The 18090-nt window shown below is 37.3% G+C and carries 23 protein-coding genes; 4 read left to right on the top strand and 19 right to left on the bottom strand.

What is annotated here, in order from left to right; all coding sequences use genetic code 11:
* Nucleotides 1-6: 6 nt before the first annotated feature.
* Both ACTHN6_RS01315 and ACTHN6_RS01310 read right to left on the bottom strand, forming a co-directional pair.
* Nucleotides 7-1281: an outer membrane protein assembly factor BamB family protein gene (locus ACTHN6_RS01315; protein WP_440433902.1), complete on the bottom strand. Its 1275-nt coding sequence runs from the start codon at nt 1279-1281 to the stop codon at nt 7-9.
* Between the two features lie 224 nt (nt 1282-1505).
* Nucleotides 1506-2963 (bottom strand): PLP-dependent aminotransferase family protein, encoded by a 1458-nt coding sequence (locus ACTHN6_RS01310; RefSeq protein ID WP_440433901.1) that lies wholly within the window; start codon nt 2961-2963, stop codon nt 1506-1508.
* A gap of 88 nt (nt 2964-3051) precedes the next feature.
* Here ACTHN6_RS01310 and ACTHN6_RS01305 point away from each other — a divergent pair, with 88 nt between their 5' ends.
* The gene (locus ACTHN6_RS01305) at nt 3052-3930 is read left to right on the top strand and encodes a haloalkane dehalogenase (protein WP_440433900.1); all 879 of its coding nucleotides are present in this window, start codon (nt 3052-3054) and stop codon (nt 3928-3930) included.
* 69 nt (nt 3931-3999) lie between these two features.
* On the opposite strand, the gene ACTHN6_RS01300 is transcribed toward ACTHN6_RS01305, so the two are convergent.
* A complete protein-coding gene (locus tag ACTHN6_RS01300) occupies nt 4000-5016 on the bottom strand; it encodes a helix-turn-helix transcriptional regulator (RefSeq protein ID WP_440433899.1) in 1017 nt (338 codons plus the stop codon).
* Nucleotides 5017-5179: 163 nt separating this feature from the next.
* Here ACTHN6_RS01300 and ACTHN6_RS01295 point away from each other — a divergent pair, with 163 nt between their 5' ends.
* From ACTHN6_RS01295 to ACTHN6_RS01285, 3 genes are all read left to right on the top strand, one after another.
* Nucleotides 5180-6124 carry a DUF6268 family outer membrane beta-barrel protein gene (locus tag ACTHN6_RS01295; protein ID WP_440433898.1) on the top strand — a complete coding sequence of 315 codons (945 nt, stop codon included), beginning with the start codon at nt 5180-5182 and terminating at the stop codon, nt 6122-6124.
* Nucleotides 6125-6262: 138 nt separating this feature from the next.
* Nucleotides 6263-6760, top strand: coding sequence for a cytochrome P460 family protein (locus ACTHN6_RS01290; RefSeq protein WP_440433897.1), 498 nt, complete (start codon nt 6263-6265; stop codon nt 6758-6760).
* Nucleotides 6761-6928: 168 nt separating this feature from the next.
* The gene (locus ACTHN6_RS01285; RefSeq protein WP_440433896.1) at nt 6929-7696 is read left to right on the top strand and encodes a hypothetical protein; all 768 of its coding nucleotides are present in this window, start codon (nt 6929-6931) and stop codon (nt 7694-7696) included.
* 84 nt (nt 7697-7780) lie between these two features.
* Here the strand turns inward: ACTHN6_RS01285 and ACTHN6_RS01280 are convergent, their stop codons facing one another.
* The 16 genes from ACTHN6_RS01280 to ACTHN6_RS01205 all read right to left on the bottom strand — a co-directional run bounded on the left by ACTHN6_RS01280 (nt 7781) and on the right by ACTHN6_RS01205 (nt 17978).
* Entirely contained in the window at nt 7781-8506 is a 726-nt protein-coding gene (locus ACTHN6_RS01280) for a dienelactone hydrolase family protein (RefSeq protein WP_440433895.1), read from the bottom strand.
* Between the two features lie 150 nt (nt 8507-8656).
* Entirely contained in the window at nt 8657-9520 is an 864-nt protein-coding gene (locus tag ACTHN6_RS01275; RefSeq protein WP_440433894.1) for a nucleotidyltransferase domain-containing protein, read from the bottom strand.
* 262 nt (nt 9521-9782) lie between these two features.
* The gene (locus tag ACTHN6_RS01270; RefSeq protein ID WP_440433893.1) at nt 9783-10184 is read right to left on the bottom strand and encodes a hypothetical protein; all 402 of its coding nucleotides are present in this window, start codon (nt 10182-10184) and stop codon (nt 9783-9785) included.
* Between the two features lie 26 nt (nt 10185-10210).
* Nucleotides 10211-10594, bottom strand: a complete 384-nt coding sequence (locus ACTHN6_RS01265) for a hypothetical protein (RefSeq protein WP_440433892.1) — start codon at nt 10592-10594, stop codon at nt 10211-10213.
* A 104-nt stretch (nt 10595-10698) separates the two neighbouring features.
* Nucleotides 10699-10977, bottom strand: a complete 279-nt coding sequence (locus ACTHN6_RS01260) for a hypothetical protein (protein WP_440433891.1) — start codon at nt 10975-10977, stop codon at nt 10699-10701.
* Nucleotides 10978-11455: 478 nt separating this feature from the next.
* Nucleotides 11456-11890 carry an EthD family reductase gene (locus tag ACTHN6_RS01255; RefSeq protein WP_440433890.1) on the bottom strand — a complete coding sequence of 145 codons (435 nt, stop codon included), beginning with the start codon at nt 11888-11890 and terminating at the stop codon, nt 11456-11458.
* 63 nt (nt 11891-11953) lie between these two features.
* On the bottom strand, nt 11954-12307 hold the full coding sequence (locus ACTHN6_RS01250; RefSeq protein WP_440433889.1) for a nuclear transport factor 2 family protein: 354 nt from the start codon (nt 12305-12307) through the stop codon (nt 11954-11956).
* The gene (locus tag ACTHN6_RS01245) at nt 12307-12831 is read right to left on the bottom strand and encodes an RBBP9/YdeN family alpha/beta hydrolase (RefSeq protein WP_440433888.1); all 525 of its coding nucleotides are present in this window, start codon (nt 12829-12831) and stop codon (nt 12307-12309) included. Before ACTHN6_RS01245 ends, ACTHN6_RS01250 begins: the two co-directional genes overlap by 1 nt.
* A complete protein-coding gene (locus ACTHN6_RS01240) occupies nt 12828-13130 on the bottom strand; it encodes a DUF1330 domain-containing protein (RefSeq protein WP_440433887.1) in 303 nt (100 codons plus the stop codon). The genes ACTHN6_RS01245 and ACTHN6_RS01240 overlap by 4 nt, the downstream gene beginning before the upstream one ends.
* Before the next feature lie 54 nt (nt 13131-13184).
* Nucleotides 13185-13634 carry an SRPBCC family protein gene (locus ACTHN6_RS01235; protein ID WP_440433886.1) on the bottom strand — a complete coding sequence of 150 codons (450 nt, stop codon included), beginning with the start codon at nt 13632-13634 and terminating at the stop codon, nt 13185-13187.
* Nucleotides 13635-13744: 110 nt separating this feature from the next.
* Nucleotides 13745-14047, bottom strand: coding sequence for an SRPBCC family protein (locus tag ACTHN6_RS01230; RefSeq protein ID WP_440433885.1), 303 nt, complete (start codon nt 14045-14047; stop codon nt 13745-13747).
* On the bottom strand, nt 14044-14367 hold the full coding sequence (locus ACTHN6_RS01225) for an ArsR/SmtB family transcription factor (RefSeq protein ID WP_440433884.1): 324 nt from the start codon (nt 14365-14367) through the stop codon (nt 14044-14046). Before ACTHN6_RS01225 ends, ACTHN6_RS01230 begins: the two co-directional genes overlap by 4 nt.
* A gap of 417 nt (nt 14368-14784) precedes the next feature.
* Complete coding sequence (locus ACTHN6_RS01220; protein ID WP_440433883.1) at nt 14785-15549, bottom strand: MerR family transcriptional regulator; 765 nt, start codon at nt 15547-15549, stop codon at nt 14785-14787.
* A gap of 367 nt (nt 15550-15916) precedes the next feature.
* Nucleotides 15917-16357: a hypothetical protein gene (locus ACTHN6_RS01215; protein WP_440433882.1), complete on the bottom strand. Its 441-nt coding sequence runs from the start codon at nt 16355-16357 to the stop codon at nt 15917-15919.
* 58 nt (nt 16358-16415) lie between these two features.
* Nucleotides 16416-17105 carry a DoxX family protein gene (locus tag ACTHN6_RS01210; protein WP_440433881.1) on the bottom strand — a complete coding sequence of 230 codons (690 nt, stop codon included), beginning with the start codon at nt 17103-17105 and terminating at the stop codon, nt 16416-16418.
* A gap of 354 nt (nt 17106-17459) precedes the next feature.
* Nucleotides 17460-17978, bottom strand: a complete 519-nt coding sequence (locus ACTHN6_RS01205; protein ID WP_440433880.1) for a GNAT family N-acetyltransferase — start codon at nt 17976-17978, stop codon at nt 17460-17462.
* Between the last annotated feature and the right edge of the window lie 112 nt (nt 17979-18090).

The following is an 18090-nucleotide window of genomic DNA, read 5'->3' as shown; positions in this document are numbered from 1 at the left end:
TCTTTTTCACTTTTTACCTTTGAAGGCATAAAGATGACCATTAAATGAAGGGATATATATATTTCCTTCGGGTCCAATGGTAGTACCAACAGTAAAATAAGATTTACCGGGAAGTGGATGCTTATCCAGTATTCTGCCATTTCGTACATCCATTACCAGCAGGTCGTTATAAAACCTTCCGTTTTCTGATGTTACAGTAGCGTATGCCAGATGTCCGGCTGTTTGAGTAGCTATGCCTTTGTTAATCAAACTATCAGCATGCCAGACCAGCCGTGCTGAATTACCTTCGTCTTTCAGACAAATTAACCCGGCGCCATTAGCACCAGACGGAATGATATATCCACCGGGTGATGTTGACTGACTTCCTCCCGGGTTGTAACCCAGGTTGTATTGCCAGACTATTTGCCCGGTTGTGCTGTTTAAAGCATAAAGATGCCCGGTGTTATCATTTATATAAACTTTCTTCCCATCTGCTGATATATCCGGGCTGGTGGCGCTTCCCCCGGGCAATTCATTATTTTCCCAAAGTTTAGTAACCAAAGCCTTATTGTTTTGCTCTGCATATTTCATAGCCCACAACGACGCATTGGAAGTACCGGGCTGCCAGTATGTAAAAAAGAAAGTTCCGGAACGGGTGTCATATGCAAGCGTATTAGCACAGGGACAATCTTCCGTACCTTTCATACAAGCAATGGGATCAAAATCATTCCCGCGTAATAGATGGGAAGAAAGCGGCTGGCCATCTATCAACGCAGCCCCCGTTCCTCTATCGAGTACATAAACATTACCAACATGAGTGATAAACAGCAGCTTTCCGGTATGGGTGAACTGGGCTGACAATGGAAATCCTTTAATAGGCTTTCTCCAAAGTAAATTACCGCTATCATCAAAAGCATGCATCGCGGAATCATCGGCTATAAAAAGCCGGTTCCTGTTATCGATCAGGACGGATGACGCAACAGCAAATTTATTTATCTTATCAGTGCACCAGAGTTCGTTGCCGTTGCGTGCATCAAGGGCAAAGAGGTGGCAGCCGGGACCGCTCGTAGTCACATAAACGCGTCCCCTGGTATCAGCGGAAGGGCCCAGGTTAATGGTACCGTCAAATTTTTTATGCCATATCAGTGAAACCTTGTGTCCACCTTTTGCTTCACTGTAATCTGAATTCCGGGAATCCGAATGAACAGCAGACCATCCGCCACCATAAACATTTCTATTTTTCCTTGATAAGGTGCAGCCAAGCATCAATGCCAATGCAATAAAGAGCTGGATATATTTCATAAAATAATGAACGAAAAAGACTTTATTCAAAGGAAGAACATTACGATAGTTACTACAATTACAAAAACAGCGAAGCAGGAAAAAAAGGGGTTAAACAGATTTTAAGTCCGAAATTGATATAGCATGTACCCGTATTACGTTGTTTCCTTCAGAGTTCCGGGGAAAACAAATGATTATATCTACAATAAAAACCAGTGAGCTCTTATTAACCTGTTATACGATTATTATGTTTTTTTCAGGAGTGAAACCAATATCCCGCCGCATTGATCGATTTCGGACAGATTCTTTGAAGCAAAGCCCATCCTGATAGAATTTAGGTTGACGTGCCTATTGTAAAAAAAACCGTTACTTATCCCTAACCCTTTTCGTATAGCTTTTTCAGAAAGCCCGGGCAGATCAATGCAGTCATCGAATTTTACCCAAAAAGCCATGCCTCCTTTGGGTTTTTGAACAGATAAATAATTACCCAATTCACCATTTAGCCAGTTATACATCAGGTCGCGCCTCTCTTTATATATTTTTGTTGTGCGTTTGAGATGGCGTTCGATATCTCCATTTCTGAAAAACTCGGCCATGGCCAGTTCTAAGAATGTATCACCCCTGAGATCAATTAAACGGCGCAACCTGACCACTTCATGTTTTATATCAGCCTTACAAAAGATGAATCCCAGCCGGAGTGAGTTGGATATTACTTTTGAAAGAGAACCAATGTAAAAAATACTACTGCTTTTCGCAAAGCTTGCCAGGGGCAATACCGGGCTGCTGTCATAGTGATAATCGTAATCGTAGTCGTCTTCTATGATAAAAAGCTTATGTTCTTCACATATGTCTAACAAGGCAATTCTCTTTTGTGGTGAAAGGCATGCCGTTGTGGGATGGTGATGATGTGGTATGATGTATATGCCGTCAATTTTTTCCTTATTGCATATTTCTGCAATTTTTGCCACGTCAATACCGTCCTGTTCTACCGGTACATGAATGAGCATAGCACCGCATTCTTCCAGTACATTGTTCGCCAGTGTATAATTAGGATCTGCAACAATAACTTTAGCCCCATTTTTTACCAAAATCCGGCACAATAAATAAAGCGCCATCTGCGCTCCCCGGGTAATACATAACTGTTCGGGACCAACAGGGATTGCACGGGTTTCCCGCAGATAACGGCTTAATTCGCTACGGAATATTTCACAGCCTGCAGGATCGCCGTATATGGAAGCTTGTATAGCGTGTTTCTTAGTTTTCAAGCGACGGTAATCCCTCATAATTATTTCCCAGGGCGCCAGCCGATTATCTGGGAATCCATCGTCAATCAGTATTTGCGGGATACTGTTCCGCGTTGTTACCATAACATCTGCTGAACTCTTATATAGCCGGCCTTTGTCCGGCTTTTGATCCTTGGAAAATGGCTGGACAGGTTGAATAACGGGCAGAACGGACGATACATAAATGCCTTTTCTGGGAACAGTTTCCAACCAGTTCTGCGCGACCAGGTCTTCATAGGCCGCAACAACAGTTTTAGGATGAATTTTTAATGCTTCTGCCATTTTTCTTACCGAAGGGACCCTGTCTTTAGGCTGTATATATCCTCTTTGAATTAACCCTAAAATTCCATTAGACAACTGTAATGAGATTGTCCTGCTACCGGTACGATCAATTTGAAGGAGAGACTTAAAAATATCCATCTGTGCTACTTAAATTTATTGTTTTGTACTACTACAATAGTACAAAGCTTCTATAGTTTTGTTTTGAATAAAAGTTAAAAAAATTGTTATGGACAATTCAACATTAGCAGATATGGGTATCTGCCGGAAGTCGTTAGATATCCTGGACAGCAGCATTAGCTTTATAGAATCAGGGAGTGGAAGCCCTGTGATCTTTCTTCATGGAAACCCCACGTCCTCTTTTCTATGGCGGAATATTATTCCCATTGTCAGGGATACAGCATGGTGCCTTGCGCCCGATCTGGTCGGAATGGGAAGATCGGGAAGATCTTCAGGCGAACATCATGGGTTCCATGACCATTTTAAGTACTTAAATGAATGGTTTAACCAGATGGTGTTTGAGGATCAGGTTACACTTGTATTGCATGATTGGGGATCTGCCCTTGGCTTTCATTGGGCTTATAAAAACCCGGATAAGGTCAAAGCAATTGTTTACATGGAAGCCATAGTACAGCCAAGGGTTTGGTCGGATTTCCCGGTTGGACGAGATAAAATATTCAGAATGCTGAAATCTGAAGCAGGTGAAGATCTAGCCTGTGAGCAAAATTTCTTTGTGGAAACAGTTCTGCCGAAAAGCATCATCAGACAGCTCACACCGGAAGAAATGAACGTATACAGACTACCATTTATAAATAGAGTTAGCCGCAAAACGACTTTAGATTTAGCGCGGGATCTTCCAATAGAAGGAGAGCCCGCAGATATTGCTGCCATTGTTGATCAATATGGTCAATGGCTTGCAAGCTCAGCTATTCCAAAACTATTGATTGTAGCTGAACCGGGCGCATTGCTGCACGGGCGTAATCTGGATTTTGCACGTACCTGGCGGAATCAGAAAGAGGTTACTGTAAAAGGCATACACTATTTGCAGGAGGATTCTCCCACGGAAATCGGGGAAGCTATAAAAGATTTCCATTCATCTTTACATTAGGCAATCAGAAATTATGTATAGCGGACACCCATATGGTTATAAACCCATAAGAAAAATACACTTATGGGTTTACTTTATACGTTCTGTTGTTTTTTTAGTTAGCGTGTTAGGAGATATCCCAAATTTTTTCTTGAATGCCATACTAAAGTGCTGCGGCGAAGAATATCCAAGTTCATAAGCTATTTCAGAGATTGGTTTCATAGTTTCCAATAAGTCCATCCTACTAAGCTCCAGTCTTTTGTCTGATAAGAATCCAAATACCGTTTGTCCAAAAACTTCTTTGAATCCTTTTTTAAGTTTAAATTCATTCAGCCCGCAGATTTTAGATAATTGGATCAAAGAAGGTGGATTGGTTATGTTTTGTAAAAGATAATCTTTAGCATAATAAATACACTCGGTGTCATAGCTGTTCTTTATTGCAAAACTCTTATTATGTTCCAATTTGTCGAATGCGTCTGCCTGAAGAACCAATAACTCTACACATTTCGACAAGTAATACATACGTTTTAAGCCATTTTCGTATCTACATTTCAAAATACTATTGATAGCATCATACATTTCACTTGTTAAGAGGAGATTGTTTTTAGCCAATGCTATTGGTTTTCTTTCAATTATTTTCTGGGCAAACTGGTCAAGCACCCTGTTTGAATTTTTGGTTATCCTTAAAAAAGCGGGCAAGGCAAATTGAATCATAAAGGTGCTTAAGTGTTTTTCCTTACTTTCAAAGCTGCCATTACTACTAGAGGAGTAAAACAAATTATGTTGGTAATTGCCAAGTTCGAAATTTTCCGGTTGAAACGGCCCCATATGTGATGTTCGTACAACCCCATTTAAATTAAAAAATAAAGTCACTACTTCGTTTTTAACCTCCCCGTGATAGTTAATTTTTTCCATTTGATGGAAAGTCCAATCAGAATGGGCTACACGAATACCGTCAAAGCACCATTCTTTAGTTGTTATATCTGCAAACGGAAATGAAATTGTGTTTATTTCCTCGCGCCAGTCTAAAATCACATCGTCGCTTTCAAGGAAATTTTCCGAAATGGCTGAATGTAAAGTAAGCCCGTTGCCTGATTTGATAGACATGTTTTAAAGTGATTGCTTTTGTTGATTTACGATGATTGCTTTTGCTTGGCCTTGTAAGATATAGATTCATTGTTCGAACAAAACTCCCTTAAGTATAAGCCAAACTCCCTCATATATAAGCCATCGAAAGTCATTGAAAATATTTTTGTTGAAAAATCACAAGATGAAGAAATTTTTTTTCGGGCTTATATTTTTGCTTATCTATTCTGCATCATTCGCTCAAATCAAAATAACAGATTTAAGGATGAATACTGAGCTTACACCAAATTCACATTACTTAATGCCTGATGCTACTGATTTGCAATATACAAAAGGACATACGAAAACACCAGCCAAAACCCTTCAATCACGATTCAATTTAGCAATAAATTTTAATTTGTCTACAAAGTTTGATAGCAGTAACAATTCGATTAAAATGTGGAGCGCTACCATAAATACCGATCATCTATTGTTAGACAATACCGGATATATTGATAAAGCATTCCCTTCTTCTCTTAATGCCAGTTCATTAACGTTAAAGAGATTGCAAACGCTTAAAAATAGCTGGGCATTTATGGGGCTAATGACAATAGGCATGAATTCCGATTATATTAAAATTGATGGGAATGATTTGTTTGTGTTTGCAGGGTTGCTTTGGATAAAAACATTTTCTGATAAGTTCTCCTTAGGAACAGGAATTATGGTGCACAATAGCTTTGGTAAACCATTGCCCTGGCCATTGATAACGGCAAATTGGCAAATGGGTAAAAAATATAAATTAAATATCGATGCGCCTGACCAAGCTCCGGGGCTGGCTTACAATATTAGTTTTCGCTATATAAAAAATGAAAAGTCTGATTTTGCAGTGTTTTTCCGCCCATCAAACATGTCCTATGATGTAAATTTTTCAGCTGTTGACAGAAGACTGCTTAACTATTGGCAAATACCTGTTGGAGTGGATATGCGAACTCACTATAAACACCTTGACATTATTTATCGTATCGATTTTATGGCTTTGAGAAGTTTTACTTATTCGGAGAAGAACCTGGAAAAAATGTTCTCCAAATATCCTTCGCACATGCTCACACCCAATATTTCCTTTGGTGTTGATTTTAGGCTTAAATTTTAATTGAAATTCCAGGAGATAAACCTTTTATAAACTGCTGTGCTGCATCCGGTTCAGTAATTAATTAAGATAGTGCTATACTTCAATCCGCACCTACCGTGCAACGATTTAATAATAACAATTATAAAACTTAATAAAATCATGAAAAAGAACAATATTTTATTTGCTCTCTGTCTGTCGCTTGTTATTCTAACTGCATTTTCAACGAGAACGGACCCGACTGAAAAAGTACCTTATCCCACAGGTTATAGAAACTGGACACACGTAAAATCTAAAGTGGCTCTATCCAATTCTGTGGGCAATAAAAGCGGGACATATCACCATATATATGCCAATAGCAAAGCGATGGATGGATATAAAACGGGAAAATTTCCAGAGGGTGCTGTTATTGTTGCAGACTTTATCACCGCGGTAGATAGCAACACATCTCTTTTTGAAGGACAACGGCAATATATTGACGTGATGATAAAAAGTACTGCCCAATATGCGGCTAACGGTGGATGGGGATTCGAAGAATTTGATAAGGGCGACAAAAACTTAAGGAAGGTAGTAACCTTGGGTAATGCACGAACAACATGCTTTAAATGCCATCAAAAACAAGTTGATCATGATTTTGTATTTAGCAGATACAGGGATTGAAGTAATTGAGCGTATTAATTCCATTGCGATTTTTATCAATCTGCAATAGCTAAATGGGCTATTGGGTCATATTTCTTTATCATTAGGTAAAGGTTAATTAAATGATTGCTTTTTTTATACCGCCCGGTTCGCTAACATCTAACTTTTAAAAAATATAACGACGCTATAATGAATAAATATGCGGCAGTTAGCAGCTTAAAATTTGTTCTCGCTATTATTGGATTGGGTATAATTTATTTTCTCTGGCCTGCCTTCAGACCTGTTTTCTTACCTGTACCTCCAACAGTAGATTTTACGGTATTGTCAATAGTATTGGGCTTATCATTCGTGCTAGCGGGTCTCGATATCATTCTAAATAAAAGACGGAATGTTTATGCTGCTTTTCTATCCGCTGAATTGATGTTGTATTTTCTTTTGGGCCTTTTACCCAACAGGTTAAAATATCGCCCAGATATATTAGATGTTTGGGCTAATTCGATTAGGTTAACTGCCTTGATTGCGGGTGCTTTCCTGATTGTTAATCAACCGTATGATAGAAAGATTAATGGAAGATTGAAACCCATGGAAAAAATTATGCCTGTTGGCAAATGTATATTTTCTCTTATGTTAGTTCTATTCGGGTTGGATCATTTTGTTTATAGCGATTTGATCAGATCTTTAATTCCACAATGGATTCCATTAAAATCTCTTTGGATATATCTTTCCGGAACTGTGTTGCTGGGTGCAGGTATTTTTATAGGCTTAAACATATTGAAAAGCCAAATGTCCTTATGGTTAGCATTAATACTTTTCCTGTGGTTGATTTTATTAGATCTGCATGCGTTTTTTTTCAGACTATATAAAGACGAAATCTATATTGTCAGCTCTTTAGAGTCCCTTGCATTTTGTGGTACTGCGTTATTATTGTATGCAATAAAGGAAAATAGACAAGTGTGAAAAAGCCAGATAGCATTGACATAATTAGAGGAACTGTGATAATCGTTAGGGCGCCGAATTATACGCTTGCTCCATATATATTAGTTATTCTAAGTTATTCATTTTGTCAATAATTTCAGAATAGTCGATTTTCATTTGTTGGGAGATGTCGTGGCCAACATTTGGATATGTATATAATTTTATTTGCAACTTGTTTCCTATTTCTTCAACTTTTTTTCTTGTGGCGAAAACAGAAACGATTTTGTCACTTTCGCCCTGAAATATATAAATTGGTATCCTTTTCTTTGCGGGTTTATTTTTTAGTTCCCGGATGCTGTTATAATGAATAACGGCTGCAAAAGGAAACGCAGCCCTGCACAATTCCGGATAATATACCGCAAGGAAAAATGCTATATCTCCGCCTTGTGAGATCCCACTAACAATCGCTTTTTGTTTATACGTTTTTTCAATGAACTGCACAAATTTGGCAATACTGTCAATAGTTATTTGTGAAAGCGTGAATTGTGTTAAACTATCTTTTTGGTAATAGTCCGCAGGGTAATATGAGAATCCGTTCCTTTTTCTATAGTTTCCTTTTGGAATAATTATTCTGGTTGGCTTTTTAATACTATCATAATCTGCAATAGTTTCTATTGGGTTTCCGCCAGAATAATGAAATGCAATTAATAGTGGAAGCTTTCCATTATCCTTGCCTTTAACAACTTCAATATATTCAAATCCTTCTGCACTTAGTTGAAAAGTGTATTTGCTTTGCCCAAAAAGTGTGTCAGCAAGAGTACATAATACTGCAAATAGCAATTTGTACTTCATTTTTTCATGCATTGTTTATCGCCAGGTTTTGGTCCGTGGCAATGAATGTTAGTTGTAATTGTGTGAATTGATTGTCCGACCCGGCAATAAGTCCGTAAGACAACCTGGTGCTGATGTGTTTTTCGTTGCTCTGCCATATTGCACCATGAATCAAAGTTTATAAAAGGGGTTGTATGCTCCTTTTGTAACTGCAACTATCTCATTAAAAATTGTTTTTAGCAACAATACATTATGAATCATGTTGTCCTGCTCACAACATAAAATGGCATTGATTTTATGATTCAGATTATCAGGCTTAATTGTTGCCCGTTCCAGAATGTCTATTGCTCTCTTATCGCCCATTGGGTAAATTTCATTTATAGAAAAAAGGGCAGTTACAATATTCTTTACAGCACGTACTATACAACCGATGGTATTATATACATCACTTTTCACTGCAAATTTTTCCGCTTGCCAAATTGTAAACTCGGCAGACCATAGTGAATCATTGAGTACGGTTTGCTTTAACTTCAGCGGATACTTTTTAACGCTCTCCTTTAGTTTTTCGATGTCACTATTTGGATCATAGAGAGGAATGCAGTAATGTGTCTCTGCAAGGAAAATAACAGAAGAAAATCCGTAAGGCGGCTGCTGTTCAAAATGATTCTCCCAGATGCCTTTGTGTGCATTGCCTATTGTTGTTCTAACCTGATCAATGTTTTTATACAAAAGATCCACTTTCCCATTTGCTGTATTTATCCACGCGCCACCATTCACCCAGGGTCCCCATTCATAAAACCCAGTAACAGTTGGTTTTTCATTTTGAGCATATTTTTCAGCCATGCGTTTTATTTTGCCAATATCAAAAGGGGAGTTTTCTGAATAGTAAATGCCAATATCAAGGTCAGATTCATCATCGGCCATATTTAAAGCATATGAGCCGCCAAGCACAACAGCCTCAACACCATCGATGAGTTTAATCTCATTCAAGATCTTATCTAACAATTTTTGTTTATCACCTGGTAATTTCACCATCTGTAAGGTATTGGTTTGGCAACTGTTGATATTTCATTTTTTTTAAACTCAAAACAATAATAATAAAGTTGTATTGTTCTACCGGTCATTGGATTAAGCATTGTTTCAATATTGTGAAGAGGAATAACTGCTATTATCTTACCGTGATAACCTTTGTTTTCCAGAGCTTACAACTTATCAATAATACCAGAACAAAGAGAAACGCAGATGCAGGCATTCAACCAACATGCTGCGTTCTATGTAGCAGGCCGAATTCAGATTTTTACCTGCCGTTTTGTTTCCTGTCTTTCAATGCTTCTTTCATCTTTTCCCTGTTTGAGGCCTTGTTTTTAAGATACTTCTGATATTGTTCATCAGAAAGTATTTTCTTCATCTGGCTGTCTCTTTCATCGCCCAGCGATTTCATTTTTTTAAGTTTTGAAAAACGGCCACCTCCTGAAGATTGGAGAGCTTTCATCTGCCCTATAAAAGTTTGATTGAGCGAATAAACCTGTGTGTACTGATCGCCTGTAAGGGAAAGCTCTGTTTGCATCCTGTCAGTGAGTTTTCGCGCTGCAGCAGTATCCTGCTGCGCATAAGATTGTGTACCGAATAACAATAAAGATACTATAATTAATACCTTACCGAAACTAACCCTTTTGAATTGCTTTAATAATGAATGCATAAAGATGATTTTAATTTGATTAATACTTATTTGTTTTGCCTGTTGGCTTTGTTTGCCTGGTATGTATTCCTGCGGTTAATTGAGTTTGCTTCCCTGGCTTCATTCATAACTGTAGTATTTTCCTTAGCCGTATTGCGCCTGTTCAGGGCGTTGGTATGATATGTAGACCTCGCTTCATCTTTTGTCAACACACCATCTGCAGAAGCAGCCTGTCTGTTATTTTTATTCATGTTATAGGTTGCCATATTGTTGGTGCGAATGGCAGCATTTGAATTGGCAATGTTTTGTGCATTAGATTGTCTTTTAGCCTTCCTGTTAATACGATTGTTTTGAAATGTTTGGCCATTGGCATTGAAACTGAGAATGTTCATCAACGCTATGAAACCTATGCTGAAAATTGTTGTTTTCATTTTTTTTATTTTAATTAATAATCAAGAGATAATTTGAATCAATATCCGTATATTATTGATGTACTGTTTGTGTATATACGAATCAATTGGTTTACAACTATTTGTTATCCCGGGTAATGTATAATGGTAGTTTTTATTATAGCGGGGGTGGGGACGATATACACGGAACGGGTTCTTGCCGGTAATATTATTCTTGCCGGAGGTAATACAACGACAGGTCTTGTTTTTACCACTGTCGTTGCCGGAACGATTGTCAAAGCAGGATTAACACGTATAACAGCTTTCGGACGGACAACTACAGTACGATGAATAGACACCCTTGTTTGGGCATGAAGCCCGATTGACATACCAATTGCAAACAGGCTTAAAATAAATTTGCTCATTTTTAATTTTTTTAAATTGTTTATGAATATTATTTTGATATATTTTAATTTCTGAGGTTACTGGTTTAACAACTAACCTGACATATACGAGGGTGAAACGTCATCCTTTAAGTTTGAACCGCCGGTTGCATAAAACTTCCAAGCTTCTAATACATCTATAACACAGTAGTTTAGCATGTCATACTTGTCATTATTGAGTTTTTATCTGAATAAGGATACAAAGCTTCTGTAACTCTTGGAATAAGGCAATAACTTATTCAGTGAGGCGGACAATTTTTTGGCCGAAGTTTAAGGATTTGTCAAGTTAATACATTCATGATGTGAAAACCCCGTTTAATCATCAGAAATGCAAAATCGAATGATGCCTGTTGCAGTATGAAAGATAATTTTGTGTTTCGCCTTGTTGTGTGATAATTTTATTTTTTGGCAGCCACCTAAGTGTAATTGCATCGTCTGGCAATAAGCCAATAAGCACTTTCTATTTTATTTTATTATGCCCTAAGTATTTAATTTCACTTATTTGTATAACAGGTTGAATGTTTGTGTAATTCTTAAAATCGCTTACAATGGAATCCCTGTTTTGTGCTATTGCATTATTATACTCAGAAACATCACTTATATAAAAATAGCCGATTGCAATAAAAGGTACTTTGTCATTTGTCGTTCTGCCTGATATACCCATATCTATTTCATAGAATTTAAGATTCTTACCTAAAAAACCAGCAACCATGGGCATGTGCCGGTTCTTATAATAGTCCATGTTAAAGGTTTTGCCTTCTCCATTCGGATAGAATATTGCAACTTTAAACATACCGGATTCGGGGATAAATGAGTGCGCCTGCTGACTGGGTTTACAACTATGCAACCCTATGGAAGCGAAAAGCAACGAAAAGAAAATTATTTTAAAAGTCATATAAATTGGTTTTTTGAAATTCCAGTTGTTGATTAGCTCCTTCCTCTTTGAGTGTGACAGCATTTAATTTTCAGACTGCTTTATTTTCATGCTTTTGATCAAGCCGCCTTCAAATGTATAAGTATGTTTTACCAATCCCTCAAACAATAATTTGCCAGTCTTATCTTTAACGACTTGCTGAACCTCAACTTCTATTTTATTTTTTCCGATATTTCTGAAAGCAACAGGTATAACTATAGGGTCAAGCTCCATCCATTGTCTTGTCCAATAATCACGAATTGCGCTAAAGCCTTTAATGTGACCGCCCTCCCAACCGTTGGGCCAGCTTACATCCGGCTTCATACTCTCGAAAACTGCATCAATATTTCTATTGTTGAAATTTTTGTATGCCTGTATTATCAGTTGCTGGTATCGCATTAAATCGTTCTTAATATTTTGATTCCCTCATCCCAGTTTGTATGGCCTGACGCTACATTGATGTGTCCCGCTTTGCCGAGATTTATAAATTCGCTTCCCCATTTTTCAGCAAATAATTTAGCACGGTCTATCGAAACCCAAACATCATTCGCGCTTGCTACAACTATTGTTTTGAAGTCAATTTTATCAAGTGGAATAGGAGTGAAACCTGTCGCAGGAAAATTATATTTTGGCGCCTCCGTATCGCTTGGCGCAACAAGCAACGCTCCTTTAATTTTTCTTTTGTACCTGTATGCCCAATGAACAATAGCTGCACACCCTAAGCTATGCCCTACAACCACAACTGTTGACGGGTCGAAACCTGAAACGCCTCTATCTATACTTTGTATCCATTCGTTGCAATCCGGTGATTCCCAATCCCGCTGTTCCACTCTTAAAAAATTACTGCCCAACTGTTCAAAGCATGTTTGCCAATGCTCCGGACCTGAATTTCCAAGTCCTGGAATAATTAAATAATTTATCATAGTTGCGTTCCTTTTATTAAAACGGATGCTTTTATGGATTGCTCTTTTAAGTGCAGGTATTTTTTTCGTTCTTCGTCGTTCATGAAATTTTCAAAATCCTGTTGCTCTCTGAATTCCACTAGATGGATTTCATAAGGCTTTTCAATATGTGCTTCTATAAAATTATCTGCCGCAGGTCTTATTCTCAATAAAAGTTTTCCATTATATTTTAGAATTGCAGGAATGGCAATGTCTTCAAACTCGTCGAATATTTTTTCTTTTCCTTCTACAATGTAGATCAACTGGGTTATTAATATCATGAAAAATGTGTTTTGATTGGATGCTAAAATCAGATACTGTGCTTGAAAAGAATATTATTGTTCAAATTCTTTATACGGCATACCTGTGCCTGTGGTGGTGTAAGCAATTAAGCTCTGTAAAAAATTATTCCATCCGTTTTCGCAAATAGTATAACATTCCACTTCAGGGGTTAAGCCTATATGTGAAAATTTCAGTTCACAGCCCGTTTCTTTAGGTAATACTTCCCATATAATCTTAGTACCTGTCCATTCAGTCTTGTCGTTTAGTTCAGGTATATCAACAAATGAATCCACCACATTCCATGCTATTTTTCGATTGGGTATTATTTCTTCAACAATACTTGTTTTGTGAACCGAAGCACCAAAACGAACCGTAAACCTATCTCCCGGCTGATTTGCAGCACCTTCAAACATTTCCGACCACCAAAGCGGGATATTTAAAATGCTCTTAAAAAGTTTTTCATCAGCAACCGATACCTGTAATTTTTTTGTGTAATGTTCCATGTTTAGATATTTGTTTAATGATTTGTCAATAAGCTGTGCCCAGCCTTCCTCAAAATTGCTGAACAGGAAATTAGGGTTGTCTTTCGGGAAGGACGATATCCCTTTGTGGGTTAACCGCAGTAAAGTCTTTCATTCCTTTCCAGCAATTCAATTATTACAGTTGAAATTCCCGGGTACCCTTCGTACCGCCAACTGTAACTCAACCTCTTCAGAGGAATTACTTCTGTTATATGCGTATACTGTACCTGTTCCTTATGGCCAGCTGTAAAACTAAATTGAAATCCTACTTCCGGTTTAAATTCCTTAAGGTTAAAAAACCAGTGCCTTAGTTCTTCCGGTTTCGATATTGCTTTCCATACCCTGTCAATTGTAGCATGAAGAAGCCTTTCTACTACCAAGTCTTTATTGTTCATTTTTCATAATTTTTATTTGTATTACTCAAATGTTTTTCGAGTGCATCCAATTTCTCTTCCCAGAAATTTTTAAACTTATCAGACCAGTCGGAAACTTGTTTTAATTTTTTCAATTTTGCCTCGCAATAGCGTTCTCGTCCTTCCACTCTTATTTGTACAAGCCCACATTCAGTAAGTATTTTGATGTGCTTTGAAATGGCAGGCCTGCTTATTGTGAATTTATCTGCAACAGCATTCAGGTTCATGCTTTTCTTTGCAAGCAGGTTAATAATTTTTCTTCTTGTCGGATCGGAAATAGCCTGGAAAACGTCTCGTCTCATTTTATAAATTTATGTAACCAAACGGTTACAAATATAAGTGTAACTATTTGGTTACGAAATTTTTTATTTTCAAATACCGGCCGGAAAAACAACACAAAGAAAATTATGGAGGATTAAATGTGGAAATGCAAACACAGGGAAGCGGAAAAATCAGGGGTTGAGATGAAAATATTGAAATGGCAAGTGTAAGAACAACTCATTTTTGAGGATAATACTTCCCTTATTTATAACTGCCAGAAAAAGATTCACTGGTAGCATTTAACTATAATCTGGTGTAAGGGATTGATGTGTGATTTATAAGAAAGAGGCTGCTTCAAAATTAAATTTGCCCATTTTTTATGATAGAACGATAGATGGGATCATTTTCGTTTGCACGATTTCTGTGTTGATCAATTTAATTCTGACAGCCTCTAACTACTATTGCTGTGATCTTACATAAATCTCAGTGGCGGCCTTCAGGAAAAGAGCCAGTTCCATACTGGGCATGCCATTCACCGGCGTATACCGGTTATCTGCCACATACAGATCTCCCAGTCCTCTTAAATACTCAAGTTTACTCTGTTTGATCTGCCCACCTGTAAAGCGTAGTATGATCTGGTAGCGGCGGGCGATCAGTTGCTGTACTTCGGAGCTACCCGGCTCTCCATGCATTAACGCGGTCAGTTTTTCCGAAATATCATTCAGCTCGGTTTTCAGTGAATTCATTTCCTCTCTTTTGAGGTTGCGCATGTTTTCTTCCGCTTCAAGAATAGTTTCCCTGCCCCATCTGGTCATAGCCTCCGCTCTCCAGGCTTCCGCTTTGTCTTGTGGAATACCTTCGTATAACTCTTCGATCTGTAACATAGTTTTGTCTTTTAATGTTAATAATGTTTTGTCTAAGGTGCCAACCAATGTGTTGATGCGCTCAATTTTCCCTAACAGCGCTTTCTTGTGCCCTTCCAGTGCCTGCACGATATCGAATGCAGGATTATCAAGAATGGAACAGATGTCTTTCAGCGGAAAATCAAGCTCCCTGTAAAAGAGGATCTGCTGCAACCGCAACAACTCCTTTTCACCATACAACCTGTACCTGGCCTCGGTACGAACGGATGGTTTAAGGAGCCCCATTTTGTCATAAAGGTGTAAGGTGCGCACACTTACACCTGCCAGTTTTGAAAGCTTTTTTACAGAATAGTTGTTCATCGTTTGGATTTATACCTTTAACAAAATTAGGGTATGACCTAAGGGGAGAGTCAAGACCTAAAACCACTTTTTTTAAAAAGAAAATGTTAATGCTTGCGTTTACCCAATGATTCTATTGTATAGTTTACGCAATAACGAAGGTGCAGTTCTATAAAACCATGCGTATTGAATATTTTTTCTTTGATGGGAGAGGAAAACTATAAACTAAAATATAGTTTCTTATAGCTTAGTTATGCCACTATTTTCAATTAAAGATTTGTTCTGGTTGATAAAACAATGAGGCCGGATTTCCTTGCTATTATGGGGAAAGTTATTTAATGAAAATGATCATGCTAATATTTTTCGAATGTTCTGTGCGTTTGTTCATTTATAATTCCCATTCAAGCATCAAACATTCCCCTGCTGACAATAATTCCCATTTCTCTACTATATCTTTAACATCGGAGACGCAACTACCCAAAAAGCTTTCGCTGATCTCGTAGTCAAGGTGATTAACGAATAACATGAACTTCTCCTTTGGAATATACCCCAAAAATATATTTTGAACAGGCTCTACTATTTGCTCAATGAACCTAAGTTCTTTTGCCAAAGGATTGTTTTTCCGAAAAAACTCCTTAAAGCAATATCCATGTGATAACATGCCCCAAAAACCATTGGAATACTTGAGATTTTTCTCTACAGCAAAATGACAAATATGATTAATAAGATAAGGCTTTATTTCAAGATTAATGACTTCTGTTGATTTATCTTTTCTTGTTATTTTATATTCACTTTTAAAATCAGTTTTCTTTTTAATTTCAATTTTCATAGTTGAATCAGCTACGGTTTTAAGAGCAAAATGATCCTGTAATTGATTTAATTAGACTCTATTCTTTTTTAGAAAAATGTATCTTTTGAAGATTCCAAAAAAGTAATATGCCGATTAGCACTATTTGATTTAGGGCATCGAAAGAAGCAACAATAGGATCCCTGTTAAATAAATGCACTGTAATTGCCCCGAGCATTTCAAAAAGTAAAATCAAAGCAGAATATATGTGAATAATTGCGTTTAATGGCAGTAACAGGATAAAAGCCATTGTACATTCAAGAACCACTGTAAAAAAGGTAAAGAAAACAGGTAGGCCTGAACTTGTAAAAAACATTTCCATTTCTTGCCAATGTTTTGCTTTGCCAATAGTATAAAAAATGAACAGCGCGCAATTGAATATTGAAGCACTTTGATAACCGGAACTAACCATTTTTAGATAAGACTGGAAAATTTTAGACGCTGGCATACAGAAACTCCTGCTTTGTCTTTTAAACATAAGAATATTTAAAACAGAAAGAAAAAACCATGCTGCACTGCTATACATTATCGCATTGGAAATAAACTTATACACAACATCCTGTGAAGGTGGAATGAAAATTATTTTTGCTATCCGTATGCATGAAACAATAACGGAAAGGGATAGCGTTATATCAAAAAGAAAACTCGATTTTAAATTGAATTTGCCTGGCAAAACGTAACCTGTGATACCAGCGATAACACATGCATATATCGTTAATTCAAAATTCATATCTTAACTCTTATATAGCACTTTTGGATACGGAAATGCTTTATATATTTTCAGCAGCCTTAAATAGTCTGGTTTTTTAATAAGGAGGATAATTGTCCCTTTTTCCCTGTACTTCAGATGAATGCCAGGCACGCCCTCCATTTTTTGTCAGGTAAAGTTAAACCAGCTCTTTACAGTTGCTATTATTCCAACTGCTGAGCTCATATTTTTCATACTATACTTAGCAAAACATACCATAACAACACAAAGAAAATAACAGCGCAGGTAAAACCTTTGACAAAAAACAGTAAAGTAGCCTGATTAAGGATTCAGGCGGTCATAAACTCTTGTTAGACCTGTGAAATATTGCTAAGCTCATAGAACTTTCAATTCTATTTCGAACAGGTTAACTTCAATGTTATCGTAGTGTTCCGGCAATCCTGTATCGGAGGAAATGGATTTTTTTCCAACCAATGCAAAACCAAGATGCCTGTAATACGATTTTAAAGCTTCATTATCTGACCACGTATCTATGCGAACAAATTTCTTATTTTGCTCTATTGCTCTTTTCTTAGCCCAATTAACCATTTCTGCAGCTATCTGCTTTCCCCTGTGCCTGCTGCTCACGGCCATGCGGTGCAAATAAATGGCCTCTTTGCCATCCGTGTCATCCCATATAACCGGTTCTTCATTCACCACTGAGAAAATGCCTGCTATTTCACCAGCGTCATCCAACACTTTAAAATGCCTTTTTTCCTTTATTTCTTGTTCAATAAAATCATCGGCGAATACCGGCCATCCATAGCCGGTTTGCTGAAGTTGGTAATGTCTTGCCGCACTATAAATTTCTTTCACTGAATCAATATCGTTTAATGTGGTAGTTACTATCTGCATAGCGAAAACATTTTGAATATTCTTATTTCCTCAATGGAAATGAATAAATTAAAGTACAATATGGGGTTCATAGATGTATTATATGGTTTTCTTTTTTTGCGGCATGTAATTT

The organism is Parafilimonas sp., assembly GCF_051953455.1.
Classification (GTDB): domain Bacteria; phylum Bacteroidota; class Bacteroidia; order Chitinophagales; family Chitinophagaceae; genus Parafilimonas.
The sequence above is the reverse complement of the archived record's forward strand: the minus strand, read 5'-3'. Positions and strand labels throughout refer to the sequence as shown.